This window comes from Paenibacillus brasilensis (assembly GCF_009363115.1).
Lineage (GTDB): Bacteria > Bacillota > Bacilli > Paenibacillales > Paenibacillaceae > Paenibacillus > Paenibacillus brasilensis.
This window is the reverse complement of sequence record NZ_CP045298.1, coordinates 2,027,001-2,049,158: the sequence shown is the minus strand read 5'-3', so window position 1 is coordinate 2,049,158 and position 22,158 is coordinate 2,027,001. Positions and strand designations below refer to the sequence as shown.

Genomic DNA, 22,158 nt, shown 5'->3' with positions numbered 1-22,158 from the left:
ATAATTTCGATAATAGTGAAAAATTCTGTATGACCTTACATCCTACTTACGCTATAATGAGTAAAAATTATTTATGTACGCATGCTTATGTTTATGCGGAAGTAGAGAGAATGAGGGGGATATAATGAGTTTGAGCAAGGGGCAGAATAGCCTGTCAGATAAGAATGAACGCTTCTCGTCGGCCGGATTCATATTGGCAGCGATCGGGAGTGCAGCAGGATTGGGTAACATATGGAAATTTCCGTATATTACCGGGAAATATGGCGGAGCTGCATTTTTCTTGTTGTTTATTGTCTGCCTGTTGCTTGTAGGTTTGCCTGTACTTTTGGCAGAGCTGGCGCTTGGCCGTGCGGGTCGGGGAAGTGCTGCTTCTGCGATGGTAAAAGTAGGCGGTCATCCGATATGGGGCAAGATGAGCATTATGTTTGTTATCGTGCCGTTTGTTATTTTATCGTTTTATGCCATTGTAGGAGGCTGGACACTGCACTATGCCGTAGAGGCATTTAGTGGAAGTCTGTTTTCAAATAAGGATTTTGCTGGACAGTTTGCTTCCTTTTCATCGGGCTACGCTCCGTTGGTTTGGCTGCTAGTTGTTTTTGCATTTACGTCCATCGTAGTTACCCTCGGGGTATCGAACGGGATTGAAAAGTTCAATAAAATTTTGATTCCTGCCAAGGTTATTCTGTTGCTCGTGTTAATGGTAAATGCGCTTATGCTGCCAGGCTCAGGTGCGGGTGTATCCTTCTTTCTGAACCCTGACTTCTCTAAGCTTAGTATAGAGTCTGCATTGGTTGCTTTGGGACATGCCTTCTTCTCGCTCTCACTAGGGATGGGGATTATGGTCACTTACGGTGCTTATGTGGATCGTCGACAATCGCTGGGTGGAGCCATGCTGGCAGTTGGTGGCGGGGATTTAATCTATGCGTTTATCGCAGGCATGATTATTTTCCCTACAACCTTTTCCTTTGGCATTAACCCGGCTCAAGGGCCGTCTCTGGTCTTTATTGCTTTACCGGCTGCATTCTCTGCCATGCCTTTCGGCGCTTTCTTCGGCGGTTTGTTTTTCGTACTGCTGGCGGTTGCTGCATTGGGTTCTATGGTATCCTTGCTGGAAGTACCCGTAGCCTATGTTATGGAACGGTTCCGCTGGAGCCGGGTTCGTTCGGTTATCGTCGTATCTATCCTGTGCTTGCTGCTGGGTATCCCTTCTGCATTGTCCATGGGGCTGGTTCCGGAATTAAAAGTTGGTGACAAATCCTTCTTTGATTTCGTTGACTTCACAGCCTCTAATATCTTCTTGCCGTTAGGCGGCTTGTTGATTGTTATATTCACAGGCTACTACTGGAAGACTGCGGGTGAGCATGCAAATCTCAAACCCTTCTGGTTCCGCGTATGGTTGTTCGGTCTTCGGTATGTTGCACCGGTCCTGATGTTGCTTGTCTTCCTGCACACCTCAGGAATTATCAAATTTTAAGCCAAACCAGTAAAAAGGTATTTCTTCCTAAGGGAGGAGATACCTTTTTTTGTATATCTATCACGACTTACCTAAGTGTGGAAAGGAGTGATATAATAAAAACATTGTCATTAATTTTAACTTCAATGAAATCATTACGATTATGAAGTTTTATATAATGAATAAAAAGGCTATAGGGCATTGCACGGACGATGTGCAGGAGAGAAAGGGCAGAAGAGCATTGGAACAGACAGGGAGCTTGAATTTGCAAGAAGGACGGCGGCTGAAATGGAATTGAATCGGCTGTCATCACAACGTCGTTATATGCCAGGTTTGGATGGGTTAAGAGCGCTGGCGGTCATCGCAGTCATTGTGTATCATCTGAATCCGGACTGGTTGCCGGGTGGTTTGTTGGGTGTAGGCGTGTTTTTTACTTTGTCAGGGTATTTGATTACCGATATTTTGGTCAGTCAGTGGGATACATATCATAGCTTTAAAATGAAAGATTTCTGGCTGCGTCGTGCCAGAAGGCTGCTGCCTGCCATGTTGACGGTTGTAGCTGTCATTGTCCTGTGCTCGTTGCTTTTCGATCCGTCACGGCTTACCGCCCTGCGCGGAGATGTTCCTGCCGCTTTAGTCTATATGAGCAACTGGTGGTTTATTTTTCATCAGGTTTCGTACTTTGAAAGCTTTGGGCCACCTTCTCCACTTGGGCATCTGTGGTCGCTGGCAGTGGAGGAGCAATTTTATATCCTGTGGCCGCTGTTGCTGGCGCTTGGGCTAAAATACATGCCCAAGCGTAGTGTGCTTGCCGGCTGGGTGACGTGTCTGGCGTTCATCTCTGCGCTTCTAATGGCCGTGCTTTATGTGCCGGGCAGCGATCCGAGCCGGGTGTATTACGGCACGGATACGCGTGGATTCACTCTGCTCATCGGTTCAGCGCTGGCCCTGATATGGCCGAGCGGCAAACTGAAAGAGCAGGCATCTGCCAAGGCACGGTTGCTTTTGGACGGCATCGGCGCAATTAGCTTGCTGCTGCTCTGTCACTGGGCGTGGGCCTCGAATGAATATGACCCGTCTCTGTATCGGGGCGGATTGTTAGGCATAGCGCTGGTCACTGCTCTTGTAGTCGCAGCGTTGGCACATCCGGTCAGCCATCTTGGCCGACTGCTGGGACTCAAGCCACTGCGCTGGATTGGCGCCCGTTCCTACGGGCTGTATCTATGGCATGTTCCGGTCATCACGCTGACGACACCTCAGGTGGATACCGATGGTGTGCATGTTGTGCGAATCATTGTACAACTGTTAGCCACCGTATTGCTGGCGTCTCTCTCGTTTAAATATATCGAGGAGCCGATCCGCCACGGAGGATTCCGTAGCTGGCTTGCGGGAATCCGTTCAGCAGTTCGCAGACAGGCACGGTGGAGATGGATTCCTACAACCGCAGCATCTATGCTTTTTGTAGGCGTTCTTGCAGGCACCGTTCACCTATACGTGGCGTCTCCGGACGCAACGATCCAGGCAGCATCAAGCGATGAGAAGCCTATTGCCAAGTCAAAGGCGATGCCGCCGCTTCATGGCACGGTATCCGTCGCTTCCAAGGAGCCTCAAATCAAGCCGCCGCAAGCTTCCCAAGGCAGCAAGCTGCCGACTTCAGCCTCGACCGGACCTCAAACGTCTAAGAACACGACGGTCAAGGAAGGGACTACCGACAACGCTAAGACAACGTCGGATACTTCAACCCAACAGGCTGCGCCTATGACAGTCGACGGTTCAAGTGTGACTGCGATTGGGGACTCTGTCATGCTGGATGTACAGTCGTACATTGAGGAATTCTTTCCAGGCGCTGTTGTAGATGGGCGGATCGGCCGTCAGATGGCGGAAGCGCCTGCCGTACTGGAGCAGCTGAGACAGAATGGGCAGCTGGGAAAGACGGTTATTATTGAGCTGGGCACGAACGGCGCTTTTACCAAGGACCAGCTATCCAATCTGCTGGACAGTCTGAAGGATGCGAAGCGTATTATACTCGTGAATACCCGTGTGCCTCGGCCGTGGGAGAGCATTGTGAACGAGCATCTTGCCGAAGCAGCGTCTCAGGACCCGCGAATTACAATGATTGATTGGTACGGAGCCAGCTCTGGTAAAAACTCGTACTTTGAACATGACGGAGTTCATTTGAAACCCAAGGGCGCCAAAGCCTATGCGTCTTTGTTGGCTCAGGCCCTAACGAAGCAATCTTCATAATTAGCAATCATGCTCATAAACTTCTTTAAGCAAGGTAAGTGAAAAAGCCACCGGGAGTAGGTTGTCCCCTGATCCGGTGGTTTTTCTTATTTTAGGTTGAGACTCCAAAGGGGAGCGCACTTTGTGGTAAAGTAACCTATGTAAATATGTCTATATTTAGAGAATATCAAACGTGGTGTGGAGGTACATAAGCTAATGGAAAAGGGCTATTCACATAGTAGGGCAAGCGAGCACCGTTCAAGAAGAAACAGAAGAAGACTCATGTTGGTTGCTATTTTATTATTTGTAGTAGGTTGTATTACTTTTATTACGATAAAGGTCTCAGACAGCAAATCACCCGCACAAACGCAGGAGCTTGCCCAAAAGACAGATTCCGTAGCGCATGATCCATCAAAAGTACAAGCAAATGCGGACTCAAAGGGTAAAGCAGCTATATCAAAAGACGAAACCGACGTTGAAGACGGTGCTTTTGTTGAGAAGTATTTAAACCAGCAAATGCTCGGGCAATTGCCGGATGGTGCGAATGGGAAAAAGGTAGCTTATCTCTCTTTTGATGACGGACCATCCGTAACGGTAACACCTCAAATACTGGATATTCTGAATAAACAGAAGGTAAAGGCAACCTTTTTTATCGTAGGCAAGGAAGCCAATGAAAATGAACACACAAGAAACATTGTCAAAAGAATCGTTAAAGAAGGTCATGCGATCGGAAATCATACGTATTCACATAATTATAAGTATTTGTATCCTCACAGGAAAGTAAATGTAGACCGTGTTATGCAGGATATTGAGAGGGACAATCAGGTCTTAAAGAGTATTCTGGGACCGGACTTCTCTACAAGAATGATCCGATTCCCGGGTGGACACATGACATGGAAGAGAAGAGATCCGCAGGGGATGGCTGCATTGGATAAAGTATTACTTCAAAAGGATTACCATCAAGTAGATTGGAACGTACTAAACAAAGATGCAGAGGGTAAGCCCAAGAAAGCAGCCGCATTAGTAAACCAATTCATAAAGTCAGTAAAAGGTCGGGAAAAGGCCGTGATCTTAATGCATGATACCTATGGCAAGGAAGAAACTGCAAAAGCTTTGCCGCAAATTATAGAGTATCTAAAGAAACAGGGATATGAATTTAAGATTATGAAGTAGATAATCGATGATACAAAAAACAATTTGTTCGTTCCTGTGTAGTGTATGTCTAAGGGTTTCTCAGCGTGGTATACTAATGTTAAACGGAGTTGATACAAATGGCTGAGTTGCTTAATCCTCGAAATGATTTTTTATTTAAACGTATTTTCGGCAGTGAGGAAAACCGTGATGTCCTGTTGACCTTCCTCAATAGAACATTTATCGAAGCTGGAAAGCCTGCTCTAACAGAAATTATTCTTCTCAATCCTTATACGGAGAAAGATGCCCCTCGTGATAAGCAATCCATCTTGGATATTCATGCAAAGACGGATGAGGGCGAATTGATTAATGTAGAAATGCAGTTATTCAATAAGTATGACACAGAAAAGCGAACACTATTTTATTGGAGTAAGCTTTATAGCGGACAATTGCAGGAAGGTCAGTCCTATAAGCTGCTGAAGAAGTGTGTCACCATCAACATTCTGAATTACTCGTTTCTTCCCAACGAGCATTACCATAATGTATTTCACTTACGGGAAGATCGCAGTGGTATCCCGTTAATTGATGATATTGAGCTACATTTTCTGGAGTTGCCAAAACTGGACGATCACGCGGTTCCCGTTGAAAATGGTGGATTGGTCAACTGGTTACTATTTCTAAAGGGTGCCGACAAATCCAATTGGGAGGTGCTGAAGATGAATGAGCCTGTATTAAAGAAAGCAATGGATACGCTAGAATTTCTTAGTCAGGATACAGAAGCCCGACGATTATATGAGGATAGACAGAAATACTTGCATGATGAAGCTTCTATGATTGAAGGAGCACTAGCTGAGGGTGAGGCTCGTGGTGAGGCTCGTGGTGAGGCTCGTGGTGAGGCTCTAGGTAAACGGAAGAAGGCGGTTGAAATGGCCAAAGAGCTTCTTACTTTGGGAGTCGAGGTCTCCATTATAGCAAGAGCCTCTGGGTTGTCTGAGTCAGAGATTCTGGATTTGAAAAATAAATGATGGATCACTAAAGGACGAGAATCATTAGCCTCGTCCTTTTCATTGCAGCATATGCAGTTGCTTTCTGCTTTAGATCCGCTCTGCTTCACCCATCGCCTGAATAAAAGCTCCGATACCTTTAGGATCGTTGGTTACAATAGGCTCGCTGATATAGTAGGCGAATGTACCGTCTCGACGATCCTTACCGCCCAAGCCGCTTACTTGCACCGTTTTGTTCAGATTCACGAGTCCTTCTTCGGTAATCGTAATAAATTCATCAATAATTCCCTTGCGGATAATCTCCGCTTCTTGGTGATAATGCTCTGGCAGATAGCCTTTGCGCACGCCTTTGGCGATAGCATATAGAATCATGCAGGAAGCGGACGCTTCCAGATAATTTCCTTTTACATGGCCCAGATTGAGTACCTGATAAAAGACACCGCTAGCTCCATCGCGGACCTTCAGCAGGGCTTCCAGTGTTTCTGTCAGCATCTTGATCAAGGCAGGACGATCTGCATGATCCTCCGGAATAAAGTCCAGCACATCAACGAGTGCCATGACGAACCAGCCCATCGAGCGTCCCCAGAAGTTTTTGGAACAGCCTGTCTGCGGGTTGCACCAAGGCTGCTCAAGCTTCTCATCCCAAGCGTGATAGAGCAGACCCGTTTCAGGATCACGTGTATGCTTGTAGCACAGCTTGAATTGCAGGGTCACATCGTCAAACTCTGACGGATCTCCGAATTCACGGATAAATTCAGCGTAGAACGGCGCACCCATGTACAGGCCGTCCAGCCAAATTTGGTATGGATAGATTTGCTTATGCCAGAATGCGCCCTCGCTGGTACGCGGGTGTTTTTCCAACTGGCTGCGCAATTGGTAAGCTGCCTTCTTATACCGTTCATCCCCTGTAGCATGATACAGAGGGAAAAGCAGCTTGCCGTTATTGACGTGGTCAATGTTGTACTCATCTACTTTATAGCGCTGAATCACGCCATTTTCGTCAACAAAATGATCCATATGTTTTTTTACATATTCCATATACTTGGGATCGCCTGTCAGTTCGCCGACCCATTCCAGACCTTTATAAATGACACCGTGATCATATTCCCATTTTTCATAAAATTCAGGACTCCGTTCCAATACAGAGTCGCTCATGCGAACAGCCCAAGAATCTGTTTTTGTCGGATTGGCTGTTGGTTGTGATATTGGATTTGCCATGATACAGTCACCTCAAAAGCAAAATTACTTTGACCATTGTCCCACGAGGTATTATTGGTCAACGTAATACTGCCGGGGTTGCTGTTGTAGGTGAAGCCGTGTTTCTTGTTCTGAAAAGCAATACTGTTTTTCACGATATGGTTGACTTTGATTTTGTCTCCACCCAGCTTAAAGCCGTTGCCGTCGCTGTTCGCGGTAGACGTTCCATCGGAGGTCTGTCCGTTGTGGTGAGCGACACTGTTCAAAATGGTTACTTCACCGATGGGACCTGTTTCGGATTTGCTAAACAAATCCCAGCCATCGTCTACGTTGTACGCAGCCAGGCAGTTATCAAACACATTGCCTGGTCCAACAGTCAGCTTGGCGGCAAAGCCGTCGGCATCCTCACCATTATCGGGATCAGCGTTATCGTGAGAGTAGGAATTCAAAATCAGATTGTTTGAAGGCCACTCACTGTCGGGGGCGGTAGTGGAACAACGTCCAAGCTGGAGTCCCGTATCCCGATTGTGGTGGGTTTCCACATTTTCAATCCGGTTATTGCTGCCGCCAATATAGATACCGTTATCCCCGGCCCCTTTGACCTCAAGCCCTTTGACCAGCCAGTAATCTCCGTTAAGCTGAAGTCCCCGATTGCTTGAACCAAAGGCTTGAGCTGAAAAATCAAGCACCGGCTTTTCGCTGCCGTAAGCAACCAGTCCCTTGAGGGAGCCCTTGCTGCCGTTATTTCCATGCTGAACGGTGATCGTTGAGGAGTAGGTGTATTTGCCGCCCCGCAGGTAAATGGTTTTACCCGGTGCGATTTGCGTTAGTGCTGCTTCGAGCGTAGTAGGACTGGATATAGTACCTGGATTGGACACGTTACCATTTGGTGCCACGTACAAGTCGCCTGCCGCCAACGTTGTGGACACAGCAGATGAATCAACTGCACTGGAAATCTCTGTTGCCTGTATAGAGGAAGGAATATCGGATGACGTATCTGCGTAAGCGGTTCCAATAAGGCATGAAGAAGCGAAAACAAAAGAAACACCGAGACTTAGAGCGTTAAATCCTTGTTTTGGACGATCATTGCGTTTAAACATGTAAATTCCTCCTTATTTGATCTCTTATTTTTAAAAAAAGTTAGCATAGTACAAGTGGCTCATGCCGTCTTTCCAGTAAAAAATAGGACACCTCCTGGGTGACAGATTCAATTACCCTATGTCCAAAACGCTCTAAGATGCATATGCACAGTGTAATATATGTTAACGTTTGCATTAATAGTTTTTTTATTTCTTTTTTTGGATTGTGAAAAAAAGTTCACACTTTTGTTTCAACTAAAAATGAAGTTTTGCCAGACTGGGGAAATTTGATTATACTTAAACATTATACATATAATAGAAGTGGAATCTGTGAGAAAAGGCGGGTTTAACACATGGGAAATGGAAATGATTTGACGAATCCAACATCCAAAGAATTGCTAGAAAAGCAGCCGCTAGCTAAAAGTGAGATGATAGATTGGCTTAAAGCGATTGTTGTGGCCATTGTACTCGTGTTCATTATACGTTGGCTGCTATTTGCGCCATTTATCGTTGAGGGAGCATCCATGGAACCGAACTTCAAGACAGATGAACGAGTTGTCGTGAACAAGATGATTTATAGTTTGCGTGATCCCAAGCCCGGTGAGGTTATTGTATTTCATGTGAGAAAGGAAAGTAAGGATTTTATCAAGCGTGTCATTGGTGTTGCAGGGGATAAGATCCAGTACCAAGGCGACAACCTGTACGTCAATGGCAAGAAAGTAGAGGAGCCATACATTCAAGAGGCCATCCAAGCGGCACACGCCAAGGGAGAGCTATACAACAATGTGGACTTCCCAAACGGAACCATAACGGACTCCAAGGTTCCCGAGGGATATATTTTTGTCATGGGTGATCACCGCAATAACAGTAGAGACAGTCGTGCTATTGGCTTTGTCTCGATAAAAGATATTGTTGGCCGCGCGGATGTAATTTTTTGGCCGCTGGACAGTATGCAGTGGGTTAAGCATAAATAATATAGGAGCGCCTAAGACTAATATTTACTGAGGGTAAGGTAAGAGGACTTGCGTTAATTATACACAAGTCCTCATTTTCACCTTTATATTCATATGCTTGTCTCAGCCTTTGACGGCTCCGGCAACAACGCTTTTGACAATGTATTTTTGCAGAAAGATAAATACAATAATGGAAGGCAGCACGGCCATTACCATGGCGGTCATGGCATATTGCCAGTCTGATGTATACTGCCCAACGAAGGTATAAGCCGCCAGCGTAAGCGTTTTGGTGCTGGGCGAGCCGTTAACCATGAGCAGGGGCAGCAGGAAATCATTCCAGATCCACATCACGTCGATAATAATGATGGTGGCGGTGACCGATTTCAGCAAGGGAAAAATCACGGAAAAGAACAGCCGGAAGCCCGAGGCTCCGTCGATCTTGGCGCTTTCGTCAATTTCGGCAGGAATACCTTTCACGAAGCCGTGATAAATAAATACGGCCAGCGGTGCGCCAAAACCCCAGTACAATAGGCCAAGCCCCCAAGTGCTATCCGCCAAATTCAGATCTTTTGCCAGCCGCAGGACGGTTAGCATGATGGACTGAAACGGAATCAGCATCGGCATGATGCACAGCATGTAAATCACGGAGTTCCATTTGCTTTTGGTTCGTGCCAGCTTGTAGGCGGCGATGGAGGATATCAGCACGATACCTGCCAGGCCGACCACCGTAATGATCGTGTTGTTCAGAAACAAGCGCGGGTAGTTAATAAACTGCCATACATATACGTAGTTATCCAGCGAAAACTGCTTGGGCAGCGCAATGACGTCGGTCATGACCTCAGCGAAGCTTTTGAACGAATTGTTAATAGCGAGAAACAGCGGATACAGAAATAACAGCGATAATATAATCATGCCCGCTTCCAGCAAAATACGTCCCGTACGGCTGCGTTGCATCAGGCTTCAACCTCCCTGCGTTTGAAAATAGACAATTGAATGATTGTAATGATCAGCACGGCGACGAATAAAATCAATGCTTTGGCTGTTCCGTAGCCGTACAGATTGTTCTGGAACGTGTCCCGGTAAATATCATAGGCAATACTGTAGGTCGTACCTCCCGGTCCACCGCCAGTCAGGGATAAAATGACGTCGAACACCTTGATCGAGTTGGTCAATGCCATGAAGACTGAGATCGTAATGGAAGGTGCCAGCATCGGCAAAATAATACTGAAAAACCTCCGAATCGGCCCTGCTCCGTCCACAATGGCAGCTTCCTTCAGATCGTCCGGCACGGATTGCAAGCCTGCGATGTAAATCACCATGTAAAAGCCGATGGATTGCCAAATGGATACCGCCAAAATGGAAATAAACGCGAGTCCTTCCTCACCCAGCCAGCTTAGCTGGAAGATGCCCCAGCCCGTGCTGTGTCCCAGCGATTCAAAGCCTTGCATGAAGATGAATTTCCAGATAAATCCGACGATCACGAGGCTGAGGATGTATGGGATAAAGAAAGCCGCCCGCAGCCAGGCCGAGCTTTTCAGCTTCATGTCGAGGACGAGCGCCAGCAAAATGGCTAGCACGTTCACCAGCACAATGTACAGAACGGCATATTTGACGGTAAACCAGGCTGCATGTGCAAAGTTGGCGTCTCCGAGCAGAATTTGCTTGAAGTTATCCAGACCTACAAATTTCGGATGTTTGGCAATGCCGTTCCACTTGGTCAGGGAATAGCGTATCGTCATCAAAAACGGAATATAAAATGCAATCGTAATACACAAGATGACGGGTAGCGTGAATAAACCGAATTCCAATTTACTACCCTTGTTGCCCCCAATTCCCCTTTTTTTCAGCATAATACACCTCTTTTTCTCAACATTTTCCGATCTTTCGCTCCAAGCCGTTTGAGATATAATAAAAGTATAGGATAGCCCACAGGGCCGGACCAATGGATTTAAGAAAACGGTTGAGGGTAAAAATGTGTACGCTTTCAAAAGGGGCAGTTATGATGATATCAGAGCGGGCAGGCGCGCTTCTTCGATCCATATGGAGGCGAATCACGCAGAGATTAGTGAACAAGCTTATATTGCTTTTTACCTCGGTCATCATTCTGGTGGTGGGATCGCTCACGATTATTTCCTATCAGATGATTGAAAAGGAGTCAGTCAACCATAGCATCGCCAGCACAACCAATAATCTGCTGCTGGTCAATCAAAATCTGGAGGATTACCTGGAAGGGATGCAACAGCTGGCTCTTCCGCAGCTTCGTTATAACGATATCATGAACGCGGTCGCCAATGAGAACCGAGACTATGCTTTACGCATGGTGATTGAAAATTACTTGCGCAGCATGTTTTATTCGCGCAATGATCTGGAGGCCATCTATCTGTATGTGGCTGACCGTCATCAATACTATGTGGTTACCCGGGAGACGTATAACGTTACGGTACGCAAAGGAATAAACACGGATATTCCCAAGCTTCCCTGGTACCAAGAGGCGATGAAGAGCACCACCAATGAATCGTTTCAATCCTTTGTAGGGGCCCGTACCGATATGGGCTATGTGGCGCCACAAGCCAGCTTTATGGCCTATCATCGAGTGCTGCGGTCGATTGCATCCCGTCATCCGCAGGTGGACTATAACACGATTCTCAAGTCAAAAATTGCCTCAGGCAGTACACCGGATGTGTTCCAAACGACGGCCGGAGGCGATATTGATACGTATGCTGATTATAGCGCTGATCTGACCAATGAACCACTGGCGGCGGCCATGACCGATGCAGTACGAGCGAATATGAGCTCCAGCGACGGCAAAGTGCTGGGATTACCCGTGAAGGGGAACCTGTTTGCGCTGATTTACAATAAGGATTTGCTTGCCAAGGCCGGAATAACCTCCCCGCCTAAAACGATTGCGGAGATGCAGGATGCAGTCACCAAGCTGGAGGCGAAGGGCATTACTCCATTTGCCAACGCATATAAAGAGTGGTGGGTATGGAAACACATCTTCCAGCACTATGTAGATGCTGCCGCGCAGGATGGAGGCGTGGAGCCGAAGCAGCTCGTTAGTGATTTTATTGCAGGCAAAGCCAAAATCAAGGACTACCCGGTGCTGTACAACAACTTCTTTAGCTTCGTTGATTTGACGGTGAAGCATGGCACAGATAAGCCACTGGAACGGGACAGCAATGCGGAAGTGAGTGATTTTGCATCCGGTAAAGCAGCGTTTATGACAGGTAAAGGCGCATGGGATGAGGAAGCGATTAAGAAGATTAATCCTGATCTCAAGATTGGTATCATGGGATATCCGGTAAGTGACAAAGCAGAGCAATCGGTCATCATTACTGGTGCCGATCAGGCACTGCGTATCAACAAGGATTCCGAAGTAGCCAAGGAAACGATTGAATTCTTCAACTGGCTGTACACTTCAGAATACGGTAAGAACTGGTTCTCCCAAGTAGCGAAAGTGATTCCTCCAATTAAGGACGCGCCGCTTCCTGACCTGGAGATGCCTAAGGAAATGGAAAGTATTTTGAAAACATCGAAGTCCGGTGATCTGTCGGTCAACTACTCGCTGGATACGTTCCACCAAAAGTTTGGCGAGCTGATGCAGGCTTATATCAGCGGCAACATGAACAAGGATCAGGCGGTTGCAGAGATTGAAAAGGCATGGGTTCAATTGGGCTCGGCACAATAAGGCTGATTTGTCAGAGACGTCCATACGGGCGTCTTTTTGTGCTATAGATAGGCTTTTGCAGGATTGTAAACAAAAAAATATTTAATAATATTTAAATATTTACTTGCAAAAAGTTATTTGGTTATGGATAATAGATTGTGTGCAATATATCTACGACATACAGTATACATAATGACTGCAAGGTGCAAACATGAGGGATACTCCGGTTGGGGAATCTCTTTGTTACGTTTGGGCTGTGCCGATTGTGTTTGGAATAGACCGTGTAGATGGATGGGTATCTTGATTTTTGTAGTGAAGATTGGAGAAGAGAGGATGAGCATTTTGACGAATTCGTTGTTTACACCGTATAAACTGAAGGATTTGGAATTAAAAAACCGTGTAGTCATGGCCCCGATGTGCCAATACTCGGTGACCGCCAAGGACGGGATTCCGAACGATTGGCATCATGTTCACTACTTGAGCCGGGCTATTGGAGGCACGGGTCTAATTATTATAGAAATGACAGATGTAGAGCCGGATGGACGAATCACGGACTATGATCTGGGCCTCTGGTCAGACGAACATATTCCTGCTTTTAAAAAGATCGTGGACGGCATTCACGCGCACGGGGCCAAGGTAGGCATCCAAATTGCTCACGCGGGCCGTAAAGCTGAGGATGCGGTAGTGCCAGTTGCTCCTTCGGCCATTGCCTACCCAGGTGCAAATTACAAACAGCCACGTGCACTCACCACAGAAGAAGTGCAGGGCATGGTGCAAAAATTTGCAAATGCCGCCCGGCGCGCAGTTCAAGCGGGTGTGGATACGATTGAACTTCATGGCGCACACGGCTATTTGATTCACCAATTCCATTCGCCACTCACGAACAAGCGGGATGACGTATATGGTCAAGATTTAGCCCGTTTTGGTGTTGAAGTGATTCAGGCTGTGCGCAAGGAAATGCCTGCGGGCATGCCGTTAATCTTCCGCATTAGCGCAGTGGAATACGTAGATGGCGGGTACGATGTGGATCATGCCATTGAGCTGAGCCGTGCTTACCAAGCTGCTGGCGTAGATGCCGTCCATGTTAGCTCGGGCGGAGAAGGACCGGCTGGAGCCAGAAAGCCGGGCAACTATCCGGGCTATCAAGTGCCGTTCGCGCGCCAAATTCACGAGGCGCTGAGCATTCCGGTGATCGCTGTCGGCGCACTGGATGACCCGGCCTTGGCGCAGTCTGTTATCGGCAATGAGGATGCCGATCTGGTCGCTATCGGACGCGGATTGCTGCGCGATCCTTACTGGGGCACGCATGCAGCGGTGACATTGCGCGGCGAGAAGCCTTCCATACCTGAACAATATCAACGTGGCTACTGAGGCCTAAGTATCCCTACGTTGTTTATATATAAACAGGGCACTTGCAACGAAGCGTACACTTTGTTGCAGGTGCCCTATTTGTTTTAGAGGACAGACATTGAAATGTAAGCAATCTTACAATCGATACTCGTATGAATTAGTGTGTCGCAGAAGGACGGATTTACGTGCTATAATTCCAGTAACAACAGAATGGCTTAGGTGGGCGGTCGGCTAAGTCTCCCGGAAGGGAGGTGATGCCTGTGGAGGTTAAGGATGCTCTGACATTAATGATGATGTTCGGCACGCTATTAATAGCGTTGATCGGATTAATCGTTACCATTGTTATGGCGCTGAACCAAAACAAAAAGAAATAGACCGCCCTGGAGAGGGGAACACGGTCTATTTCTAATAGCTAGCCCTTTTCAGCCGACCGCTCTTCAAAGCGGCTGTTGCCAAGAGTAGGGATGTTACAGCATCCTTACTCTTTTTAGTATATCCTTCTATAACTCATTTTAGCACATCTGAATAACCAATGTAACCGAATGTGACCGTTACTTGGTGAAAATTTTAACTTCCTTTGGAGCAAGAGTGACGGTGATTGAACCGTTGTTAATCTGAACGGAGTCGTTGCTTAGCTGGTTGGTCAGACGTGTGCCGTTGGACAGGTTGTCAAAGTTGCCAATGGTTCGGGTCTGGCTGCTCCATGAATTGTTGATGAGTACGATGGCCTCGTCACCGTTTTTAGAGCGCTGAAAACTGTAAAAGGAGTCGTCCACCCATTTTTCCTTTTGGCTGCCGTTTTGCAGAGCAGGGTGGTTGTTGCGCACATAGTTCAGCTTAGCAATGTACTGATACAGGTCATGGTTGGCGTTGAAAACCACATTTTCCCGATTGGCCGGATCATCTCCGCCGCTAAAGCCCTGCTCGGTGCCTTGATAGATGATTGGAATCCCGCGCGATGTTAAAGTAAAGCCCAAAGCAGCCTTGAGCTGAGGCCATTTGTCATAGTTAGCACCCGGCTTGCCGGAGGCGTCATTCAGGAAACGTTTTACATCATGATTGTCGATAAATACACCGTTGGTCTGGGCATCGCGATAGTGACGATCATCGGAGTAGCGTTCCTTGATTTTTCTCATGGATTGATCGTGTCCGAACACATCCTTGATTGTATAATACATCGGAAAATCCAGTGCAGCATCGAGATATCGGGTGTAGTCGCCCACATAAGCGGGATCGCCGCTGTAAATCTCACCGATGGTGAAGGTATTCGCGGCTTGGTCAAAATCCTTCAGAAAGCCTTTGGGTACATGCTTGGCGGTATCTACTCGCAGTCCGTCGACGCCCGTCTCGTTCAGAAGCCATCTGATCCAGCTTTTGAGCTCGTTGGCTGTTGCGGGGTTGTCCTGATTCAGGTCATCCAATCCGGCCACGTCGCCGTTTTCAATTTTCCATTGGTTGTTGGAGTTGTAATCTGCACCTGTAATGTCGCCATTGTGATGATACCAGTCGGCTTTGTCAAAGGGAGCCTTGGCAAAGCCGTTTCCTGGCTGAAAGTCGCCGGTGTGATTGACGACTACGTCCAGCATAACAGCGATATTTTTGTCGTGCGCCTTACCAACCAGCTCTTTGAACTTGTCCATTGTACCGAGATGCCCGTCTACCGCATAAAAATCATACGTATGATAGCCGTGATAAGCGTAATCGCTCTTTTGCATCGTTACCGGAGTAATCCAGATGGCGGTAAAGCCCATATTCTTAATGTAGTCGAGCTGGTTGATAATACCTTGAAAATCACCGCCATGCCATTTGCGCATGTCGCCGTTGTTGGAATTGAAGCCACCGTAATTATCGTTCGATGTATCCCCGTTGCTGAATCGGTCCGTCATGATAAAGTAAATGCTCTGTTTGGCTCCAGTCTGTGTTAAGGGGGATGGGCTTGGAGAGGGTACCCGGATCTATAGGAGTGAAGGCGCCTCCGTCTGAATAGTTAAATCAACTCCGTTAGAGTTGGGTGCGTAGGTAGAAGTGCTAACGTTTAAGGATACACCTGAAAGTTTTTCTGTTTGGATAGGTCCTGCAACTTCGTTGAGGTCGGTTGTGTAGGTGGAGGACCCTACGCTGAGGACGCTCCCTGAAGGCGCCCCCGTTCGGATAGATCCTGCAGCTCCGTTAGAGCCGGGTGTGTAGGTAGAAGTCCCTGTACTGAAAATATAGTTTTTAGTATTGTTGCTGTCCCAGTTGTTATTGCCGTCATTAAAGGCGGCTTCCAATTGGGAGGCAGATCCGATATCAATAGTAATTTTAGCATAGCCGCTAATCTCGGCATCCTGCATTTTCACACCGGGTACGGCAGTCCAATTACCACCAGCCGGGCGATAGTGAATGTAAGGTGAGTTGAAGCCTTTTTTGTAGTATACGGTGACTTGGTTGGTTGTACCGCCGCCATCTCCGGGATTGGTACCGGATGGAGCGCCAGATGTGATGGTTCCCGCATTGCCGCTGTTGCCAGGTGTGTAAGTAGAAGTGCCCGTGCTGAAGGAGTAGTTTTTGGTGTTGTTGCTGTCCCAGTTGTTGTTGCCATCATTAAAGGCAGCCTCTAATTGGGAAGCAGAACCGATATCGACGGTAATTTTGGCATAGCCGCTAATTTCAGCATCCTGTATTTTCACGCCAGGTACAGCAGTCCAGCTTCCGCCAGCCGGGCGGTAGTGGATGTAAGGCGAGTTGAAGCCTTTTTTGTAGTATATGGTTACCTTGTTGCCTGTACCGCCGCCGTTATCGCCAGGCTTGGCCTTGCTGATAATATACTGTTTGAATCCACTCAACTCACCAGTTGGTGAGCCGTCGCTGTTGACGAGATTATTGATGCGTAATAGTGTAAAGCCGTGATAACCGAACTTCGTGATTTTCTCTTCGATTTTCTGGAAGCCGCTGCCGCCCGTAGGGAGCGCGTTTTCACCATTCAGGCGAACGCCCTTCGCATTCGCGATCGAGGAGACGGTATCTACCAGTGTGGACGGCAAGGAATAATTCGGTGCAGTGCCACTGTCATTCATCTCCAGAGCAGTAAAGGTCAAATCCAGATCGGCATCCTTGAATTTCTGAATCAGATGATTGTAATCATAATATCCGCCTGCATGCTCTGTGCTGTGAGGCATTGCAGGGTTGTTCATCTGCCAGTGCAGGCCGGAAATCTTGGCTCCGATCCGAACACCGAACACGGAATCGAAGTTTTTGTGGGCAACTGCTCCGATGACGCCCAAATGCTTTTCGAGCACGCTTTGGTACCACGACAGAAAATCCTTCCCGTAAGCGGAATTATACCCGCCGTTCATGTAGAATTCGTCCCCGTCGCTCGGCGGATTGATTTGGCTAAGGCTGCTTAGCTTGGTCCCCCAAGCCGCATTAATCTTGTCCAATGATCCATACTTTTCATTCATGGCTGTGCGGAACGCATTTTTGGCTGTTTCCGTATAGGCTTGGAACTTGCCGCGTGCCGGGTAGCTCCATCCTGCCGCCGGATAATACGACGGGTATCGCAATTCACCGGAAGGACCGCCGCTTAAATAAATTTTGGGAATAATGCTTTTGTATCCGGCAAAATTTTTAGCGAGCGAAGCATACAGCTCGTCATATTGCTTGCCAGTTCCGCTCCACAGCGGCGAAAGGGCTTCGTTGTTGACATAGCCACTTTCATCCTTGAACTGCATTTCATCTGCACTGCCCTTGCTCGACAGCCAGCTTGGCAGCGGGATATTGCAGTCATCCCCTACATTTCCTCCGCACTTATGCGTAGAGATAATAGGAACCCACTTCAGACCTGCTCCTTTCACAGCATCTGCATAGGTTTTGTAATAGCTCCAATCGAACTGGTTATCGCCTGCGCTCTCCACATAGCCCCACCAGACGTCGGTGGTAATGGCATACACACCGTTACTTTTCAGCGTTTGCAGTTGCTTTTTGAATGCGCCCCAGTCATTGATTTTCGCCAGCGGCCCCATGACAGAAGCCTGAAAATCATCAGCAACCGCAGCGCTCGCGGTATTGGAGGGTGAGCCAATGAAGGCGGTCAGAGACAGCACAAGGCTTAGCAGAATCAGGCACCCTTTGTTCCATAGACTTCGATACAAGGTCAAACCGATCATCCTCCCCAAAGCAATAGTCTATTTCGACAACATATTGTAAACGTCTACAAAAATAGTATAAAGCAATCGGTTGCACAAAAAGAAGAATTTATTGCACATTAGAGGTGGACGAATATGACTATTTTGCAGTGAGGTCATAGGTCTTTTAGAGGCTATTTTCTATGATCAGTCAAAGAAATTAGGGCTGGCTAGAAGGATGATCTTGTTGTATTGGGAATATCAAATTTCAGGTAGTAGGGATTCTTAATATTAAAAAGGGTCACGCCTGTTGAATAACCAAAATAAGTAACTCAATTCATGAAACAAGAGGTGCACTGAAGAAGAACGCGCTGAATCTGAATCAGCCATTCAACAGGTAAGTTTTGAAGAAGAAATAGACGAGAAAATCGCGCAAAGGAAAGAACGGCATGTTGGGGCCATGAAGTCTGAGCAGCAACAAATAGCCAATTGAGCAGGACATAGACGATTAGAGCACAGAATAATTGCCCATAGACCGCATTTTCAGTCGTACCAAACAGCGTTGGGATATTCAAATGTTGCTTGATCCAACGAAAGAAGACTTCAATCTGCCATCGAGCCTTATAGATCTGTGCGATTTGTTCTGCGGTCACCTGCATTAAATCGGTAACCACCCGAATTTCCCGACCTTCAAAATCCCGAAAATCACCACACGATGACGTTGTGTGGAACGACACTGAGGGGTTCCCAACTAGCAAGTGATATCCCGAATGACGGATGAATCTGGCTTCGTAAGGCGACGTAGCGCATGAGGCTTTTCCAAATGGACGTTGTCGCGAAGCCGAATGACAAACGATTGTCCATGGGTTTTGAAGTGATCCAGACGCTCCAGTTTCCCATAAGCACGGTCCATGACCAAAATGTAGTCCGGTTGAGCCAACGCTTCACTCATGGGGCCATCATGCTTGGAGCCCAGCGTTTCGACCACCTGAAGGGGTTGCCCATTTTCTGCTCGTAAAGCGACATGAAGTTTAATACCTGCACGCTCCCCGGGATAAGGAGCCCAAGGCAAACGCGTTTTTCCCACCGTCATCGTGGTTGAATCGATGAGTAATAATTCTTTGGGGAAAGTCAGTTTCCGACGTGCTTCCCGGTTACATTTGCAAACAAGTAGATGGAAAAGTTCCTTAAATACGGAAAACGGGACTTCGGCGGCTTTGGTTGAAAAGCGTGAGTAGTGGACGACAGGCAAGCCACAGAGAGCCGCATAATCTACGCTGGATCGATAGCTACCCCATTGTTCCAACGCAGCCATGCACCAGTATTGAAGTAAATGGTACACCGTAAACTTGCGGGCTTTGTCTTCATAACCTATTAACTTCACAACCCTTTGAACTTCTTCAGGAGTCAGCATGGATTGAAGGATAGATGTAATCGTGATAGAATTTTTCATGAGATCGTCTTCTTTCGGATTCGTTTGGATGGTACCAACGATTCTACAGAAAAGACGATCTTTTTTCTACCATTTTGTGGTTATTCAACAGGCGTGCTATTTTATTTTGATAATGGCAAGTAACTGTAGATGACTGGGTATAACCATCTCCATCAGACTTCCCAAGACTCTGTGCGCAGTTGTTGCTGGCGCGTAAATAATACTGGATAAATAAACAGGCTGAGCAGTACGCTGGTCAAAATCGCAGAGGTCATGGTAGTAAATACGATCAGCAGCTGCAAACGGACGGCGGCAATGGGATTGGCGCCTGCAATGATCTGTCCGGTCATCATGCCGGGGAGCTGAACCAGCCCGAGTGTTTTCTGTCCCTCAATGGTTGGAATCATACTGGAACGTATGCAATTCTTCAGTATAGGGAAGATGGCTTGTCGCGGTGTTCCCCCCAGTGCGAGAATGAGCATGATTTCAGGCTTGCGCAGCAGGACTTCCGACTTGAGCTGTGATACCAGCAGGCTGGACAAAATCATGGAGCTGCCAATGATCATGCCGCTAATCGGAATCATATACCGGGCTGTCGCCGGAATGATATGCAGGCTGATCAGGAATGCCTGTGTAACGATTTCCACACACAACAACGTCAGGAATGACTTCCACATAAGGCCGGGGATAAACCGTCCTTTGCGCGCAACATTTTGGGAGGCTACAGTGATCATGAGCAGAATGAACAATACAATAAATCCGTAGCTCTGCATCCCAAAAATCAAATGTAATACATAACCGATAGCCAGCAGTTGAACCGATGCTCTGATGGTGGCGATCATTATATCCCGGTCAAGACCAAGCTTGAAGGACTTGGACATAACGATGGCAATAAATACAAAACCGAGGGAAAGAATCAGGGCAACAATCGTCATACCCATTCTCCTGCTATGAACCTGCGAGTTTCATTGTGCTGTGGCGCATGGAAAAAAGCCTCGGTATCCGCTTGCTCCACGAGCTTTCCGTCGATCATCAGCCATGTTTCGTGGCCCACTCTGCGGGCTTGTTCCATATGATGCGTAATCCAGATCATGGTCGTTCCCTCTTCCCTGTTCATTTGCAGCAGCAGATCCTCAACCTCTTTAACCGAGGCGGGGTCCAGTGCGGAAGTAATCTCATCCAGCAGTAAAATCTCCGGGCGGTTGGCGAGAGTCCGCGCCAAGGCCAAGCGCTGCCTTTGACCACCGGACAGCTCCTGCGCCTTTTGTTCCAGCAGGTCACGGGTAAGTCCTACGCGCTCTAACAGGCCAACCGGATCATGCAGCACCGTACCGTGCAGCCGTTCTACGGTTTGGAGATTGTACAGGACGGTTCCTTGAAGCATGGGAGCATCCTGAAAAACCAATGCTACTTTCCGTCTCAGTTCAGGGATGTCCCACTCGGATACAGGCTTGCCGAATACGCTGATTTCTCCTTCATCCGGTGACAATAAAAGATTACACAGTGAGAGCAGTGTACTTTTGCCAGACCCGGACGGGCCGACCAGCGTGGTAATTTTGCCGGGAGAGACTTTTGCCGTAATTCCGTTCAGGACAGAACGTTGCCGCTCAGACCCGTTGAAATACTTGGTGATATGCTTAAATTCAATGGCAGGAAGTGGATTGGAATCCATAGATATAGCTATCTCCTTTGCAGAGGATCGAAAAAGTTGCCAGACCCGCTTTATGATCTTATTTCTTTTATTATATCAGTTATGGCAGATATGCTCTTCTTCTATAAAGGTCCGGACAGGGCGATGGTTGCAAGCGGCAAGGTCTTTGTGTAGACTAACAGCATTAGTTAAAATGAAAATAGGGTTCAGTGTGTATTTGCATACGTAATAGCCTTACATAGAGATTCGATGAAAGGAGACCGGATGATGTCACCCAGAAACGGAGTGAAGCTGCAAGATATCCTGCAGGCTGCCGAGGACATTGCCAATGAACGGGGAATGGGGGAGGTCACGCTCACCACGCTGGCGCAAAAGCTGCACATTCGCCCGCCGTCTTTGTATAACCACGTGGACGGGTTGAACGGACTGCGCCAAGTGATGGCTCTACACAGCCTGGGACAGTTGGAGGAAGCTTTGATGAGCGCGGCGGTTGGCAAAGCGGGTGACGATGCACTGACCGCTATGGGGAAAGCCTATATGCAATATGCCCGCGAGCGACCCGGTTTGTATGAAGCGATGCTGTATGCAACTGATCGCAATCATACCGAAGTGAGGCATGCTGCGGATCGCGTGGCGGAGCTTGTTATTTCTGTTCTGTCCAGCGGTTACGGATTTAAGGCAGAGGATTGTGTTCATGCGGCGAGAGGGTTCCGCAGTCTGCTTCACGGTTTTGCCTCGCTCGAACAGAAGGGCGGCTTTGGTTTACCCGTGGAAGTGGACCGGAGTATTGAAGTCATGATGAACACTTTTTTAGCAGGTTTGCGTATGCAGCAGAAACGAGTATAACATGAGGTTCAAATACCGTGCTCTTCCCTGGTAATGGTTTCTATACAGTCAAATGTATAATTATCTGCT

The 22,158-nt window shown here is 47.5% G+C and carries 19 protein-coding genes; 9 read left to right on the top strand and 10 right to left on the bottom strand.

The genetic code is table 11. The annotated features are described in order from the left end of the window. Nucleotides 1-124 precede the first annotated feature (124 nt). From GCU48_RS09540 to GCU48_RS09525, 4 genes are all read left to right on the top strand, one after another. Nucleotides 125-1,474: a sodium-dependent transporter gene (locus tag GCU48_RS09540; protein ID WP_152379844.1), complete on the top strand. Its 1,350-nt coding sequence runs from the start codon at nucleotides 125-127 to the stop codon at nucleotides 1,472-1,474. 267 nt (nucleotides 1,475-1,741) lie between these two features. Then, entirely contained in the window at nucleotides 1,742-3,697 is a 1,956-nt protein-coding gene (locus GCU48_RS09535; RefSeq protein WP_152382133.1) for an acyltransferase family protein, read from the top strand. Between the two features lie 195 nt (nucleotides 3,698-3,892). Continuing rightward, the gene (locus tag GCU48_RS09530) at nucleotides 3,893-4,849 is read left to right on the top strand and encodes a polysaccharide deacetylase family protein (protein WP_152379843.1); all 957 of its coding nucleotides are present in this window, start codon (nucleotides 3,893-3,895) and stop codon (nucleotides 4,847-4,849) included. Nucleotides 4,850-4,947: 98 nt separating this feature from the next. After that, on the top strand, nucleotides 4,948-5,832 hold the full coding sequence (locus GCU48_RS09525) for an Rpn family recombination-promoting nuclease/putative transposase (RefSeq protein ID WP_152379842.1): 885 nt from the start codon (nucleotides 4,948-4,950) through the stop codon (nucleotides 5,830-5,832). A gap of 69 nt (nucleotides 5,833-5,901) precedes the next feature. Here GCU48_RS09525 and GCU48_RS09520 read toward each other — a convergent pair whose 3' ends face one another. Then, the gene (locus tag GCU48_RS09520) at nucleotides 5,902-7,029 is read right to left on the bottom strand and encodes a glycoside hydrolase family 88/105 protein (RefSeq protein WP_152379841.1); all 1,128 of its coding nucleotides are present in this window, start codon (nucleotides 7,027-7,029) and stop codon (nucleotides 5,902-5,904) included. After that, nucleotides 6,963-8,108: a right-handed parallel beta-helix repeat-containing protein gene (locus GCU48_RS09515; RefSeq protein ID WP_244316170.1), complete on the bottom strand. Its 1,146-nt coding sequence runs from the start codon at nucleotides 8,106-8,108 to the stop codon at nucleotides 6,963-6,965. The genes GCU48_RS09520 and GCU48_RS09515 overlap by 67 nt, the downstream gene beginning before the upstream one ends. 332 nt (nucleotides 8,109-8,440) lie before the next feature. Here GCU48_RS09515 and lepB point away from each other — a divergent pair, with 332 nt between their 5' ends. Then, entirely contained in the window at nucleotides 8,441-9,061 is a 621-nt protein-coding gene (gene lepB, locus GCU48_RS09510) for a signal peptidase I (RefSeq protein ID WP_152379840.1), read from the top strand. A gap of 102 nt (nucleotides 9,062-9,163) precedes the next feature. Here lepB and GCU48_RS09505 read toward each other — a convergent pair whose 3' ends face one another. Both GCU48_RS09505 and GCU48_RS09500 read right to left on the bottom strand, forming a co-directional pair. After that, nucleotides 9,164-9,994, bottom strand: a complete 831-nt coding sequence (locus tag GCU48_RS09505; RefSeq protein WP_152379839.1) for a carbohydrate ABC transporter permease — start codon at nucleotides 9,992-9,994, stop codon at nucleotides 9,164-9,166. Beyond that, entirely contained in the window at nucleotides 9,994-10,890 is an 897-nt protein-coding gene (locus GCU48_RS09500; protein ID WP_152379838.1) for a carbohydrate ABC transporter permease, read from the bottom strand. The genes GCU48_RS09505 and GCU48_RS09500 overlap by 1 nt, the downstream gene beginning before the upstream one ends. A gap of 152 nt (nucleotides 10,891-11,042) precedes the next feature. On the opposite strand from GCU48_RS09500, the gene GCU48_RS27820 reads away from it, so the two are divergent. The 3 genes from GCU48_RS27820 (at nucleotide 11,043) to GCU48_RS27815 (ending at nucleotide 14,431) form a co-directional block, all read left to right on the top strand. Beyond that, complete coding sequence (locus GCU48_RS27820) at nucleotides 11,043-12,728, top strand: extracellular solute-binding protein (protein ID WP_341874665.1); 1,686 nt, start codon at nucleotides 11,043-11,045, stop codon at nucleotides 12,726-12,728. A gap of 321 nt (nucleotides 12,729-13,049) precedes the next feature. Further along, nucleotides 13,050-14,078, top strand: coding sequence for an NADH:flavin oxidoreductase/NADH oxidase (locus GCU48_RS09490; RefSeq protein ID WP_208812016.1), 1,029 nt, complete (start codon nucleotides 13,050-13,052; stop codon nucleotides 14,076-14,078). A 239-nt stretch (nucleotides 14,079-14,317) separates the two neighbouring features. Further along, entirely contained in the window at nucleotides 14,318-14,431 is a 114-nt protein-coding gene (locus tag GCU48_RS27815) for a putative holin-like toxin (RefSeq protein ID WP_244316168.1), read from the top strand. A gap of 177 nt (nucleotides 14,432-14,608) precedes the next feature. Here GCU48_RS27815 and GCU48_RS27810 read toward each other — a convergent pair whose 3' ends face one another. The 6 genes from GCU48_RS27810 to GCU48_RS09470 all read right to left on the bottom strand — a co-directional run bounded on the left by GCU48_RS27810 (nucleotide 14,609) and on the right by GCU48_RS09470 (nucleotide 21,264). After that, nucleotides 14,609-15,943, bottom strand: a complete 1,335-nt coding sequence (locus GCU48_RS27810; protein ID WP_244316166.1) for an alpha-amylase family glycosyl hydrolase — start codon at nucleotides 15,941-15,943, stop codon at nucleotides 14,609-14,611. A 69-nt stretch (nucleotides 15,944-16,012) separates the two neighbouring features. Then, nucleotides 16,013-18,193, bottom strand: a complete 2,181-nt coding sequence (locus GCU48_RS27805) for a family 14 glycosylhydrolase (RefSeq protein ID WP_244316165.1) — start codon at nucleotides 18,191-18,193, stop codon at nucleotides 16,013-16,015. A gap of 299 nt (nucleotides 18,194-18,492) precedes the next feature. Then, nucleotides 18,493-18,897 carry a transposase gene (locus GCU48_RS27800; protein WP_244316163.1) on the bottom strand — a complete coding sequence of 135 codons (405 nt, stop codon included), beginning with the start codon at nucleotides 18,895-18,897 and terminating at the stop codon, nucleotides 18,493-18,495. A 14-nt stretch (nucleotides 18,898-18,911) separates the two neighbouring features. Next, nucleotides 18,912-19,613: an IS4 family transposase gene (locus tag GCU48_RS27795; protein WP_244316162.1), complete on the bottom strand. Its 702-nt coding sequence runs from the start codon at nucleotides 19,611-19,613 to the stop codon at nucleotides 18,912-18,914. 152 nt (nucleotides 19,614-19,765) lie between these two features. Then, nucleotides 19,766-20,527 (bottom strand): ABC transporter permease, encoded by a 762-nt coding sequence (locus GCU48_RS09475; RefSeq protein ID WP_152379835.1) that lies wholly within the window; start codon nucleotides 20,525-20,527, stop codon nucleotides 19,766-19,768. Beyond that, nucleotides 20,524-21,264: an ABC transporter ATP-binding protein gene (locus GCU48_RS09470; RefSeq protein WP_152379834.1), complete on the bottom strand. Its 741-nt coding sequence runs from the start codon at nucleotides 21,262-21,264 to the stop codon at nucleotides 20,524-20,526. The genes GCU48_RS09475 and GCU48_RS09470 overlap by 4 nt, the downstream gene beginning before the upstream one ends. Nucleotides 21,265-21,510: 246 nt before the next feature. On the opposite strand from GCU48_RS09470, the gene GCU48_RS09465 reads away from it, so the two are divergent. After that, nucleotides 21,511-22,089, top strand: a complete 579-nt coding sequence (locus tag GCU48_RS09465) for a TetR/AcrR family transcriptional regulator (RefSeq protein ID WP_152382132.1) — start codon at nucleotides 21,511-21,513, stop codon at nucleotides 22,087-22,089. Nucleotides 22,090-22,158: the final 69 nt, after the last annotated feature.

What these genes read in the sequence shown, in the direction of transcription:
- GCU48_RS27820 (WP_341874665.1), top strand. Translation starts at nt 11,043, where the DNA reads ATGATATCAGAGCGGGCAGGCGCGCTTCTTCGATCCATATGGAGGCGA.
- GCU48_RS09530 (WP_152379843.1), top strand. Translation starts at nt 3,893, where the DNA reads ATGGAAAAGGGCTATTCACATAGTAGGGCAAGCGAGCACCGTTCAAGA.
- GCU48_RS09470 (WP_152379834.1), bottom strand. Translation starts at nt 21,264, where the DNA reads ATGGATTCCAATCCACTTCCTGCCATTGAATTTAAGCATATCACCAAG.
- GCU48_RS27810 (WP_244316166.1), bottom strand. Translation starts at nt 15,943, where the DNA reads ATGACGGACCGATTCAGCAACGGGGATACATCGAACGATAATTACGGT.
- lepB (WP_152379840.1), top strand. Translation starts at nt 8,441, where the DNA reads ATGGGAAATGGAAATGATTTGACGAATCCAACATCCAAAGAATTGCTA.
- GCU48_RS09520 (WP_152379841.1), bottom strand. Translation starts at nt 7,029, where the DNA reads ATGGCAAATCCAATATCACAACCAACAGCCAATCCGACAAAAACAGAT.
- GCU48_RS09505 (WP_152379839.1), bottom strand. Translation starts at nt 9,994, where the DNA reads ATGCAACGCAGCCGTACGGGACGTATTTTGCTGGAAGCGGGCATGATT.
- GCU48_RS09525 (WP_152379842.1), top strand. Translation starts at nt 4,948, where the DNA reads ATGGCTGAGTTGCTTAATCCTCGAAATGATTTTTTATTTAAACGTATT.
- GCU48_RS09465 (WP_152382132.1), top strand. Translation starts at nt 21,511, where the DNA reads ATGTCACCCAGAAACGGAGTGAAGCTGCAAGATATCCTGCAGGCTGCC.
- GCU48_RS09515 (WP_244316170.1), bottom strand. Translation starts at nt 8,108, where the DNA reads ATGTTTAAACGCAATGATCGTCCAAAACAAGGATTTAACGCTCTAAGT.
- GCU48_RS27795 (WP_244316162.1), bottom strand. Translation starts at nt 19,613, where the DNA reads ATGAAAAATTCTATCACGATTACATCTATCCTTCAATCCATGCTGACT.
- GCU48_RS09535 (WP_152382133.1), top strand. Translation starts at nt 1,742, where the DNA reads ATGGAATTGAATCGGCTGTCATCACAACGTCGTTATATGCCAGGTTTG.
- GCU48_RS09475 (WP_152379835.1), bottom strand. Translation starts at nt 20,527, where the DNA reads ATGACGATTGTTGCCCTGATTCTTTCCCTCGGTTTTGTATTTATTGCC.
- GCU48_RS09500 (WP_152379838.1), bottom strand. Translation starts at nt 10,890, where the DNA reads ATGCTGAAAAAAAGGGGAATTGGGGGCAACAAGGGTAGTAAATTGGAA.
- GCU48_RS09540 (WP_152379844.1), top strand. Translation starts at nt 125, where the DNA reads ATGAGTTTGAGCAAGGGGCAGAATAGCCTGTCAGATAAGAATGAACGC.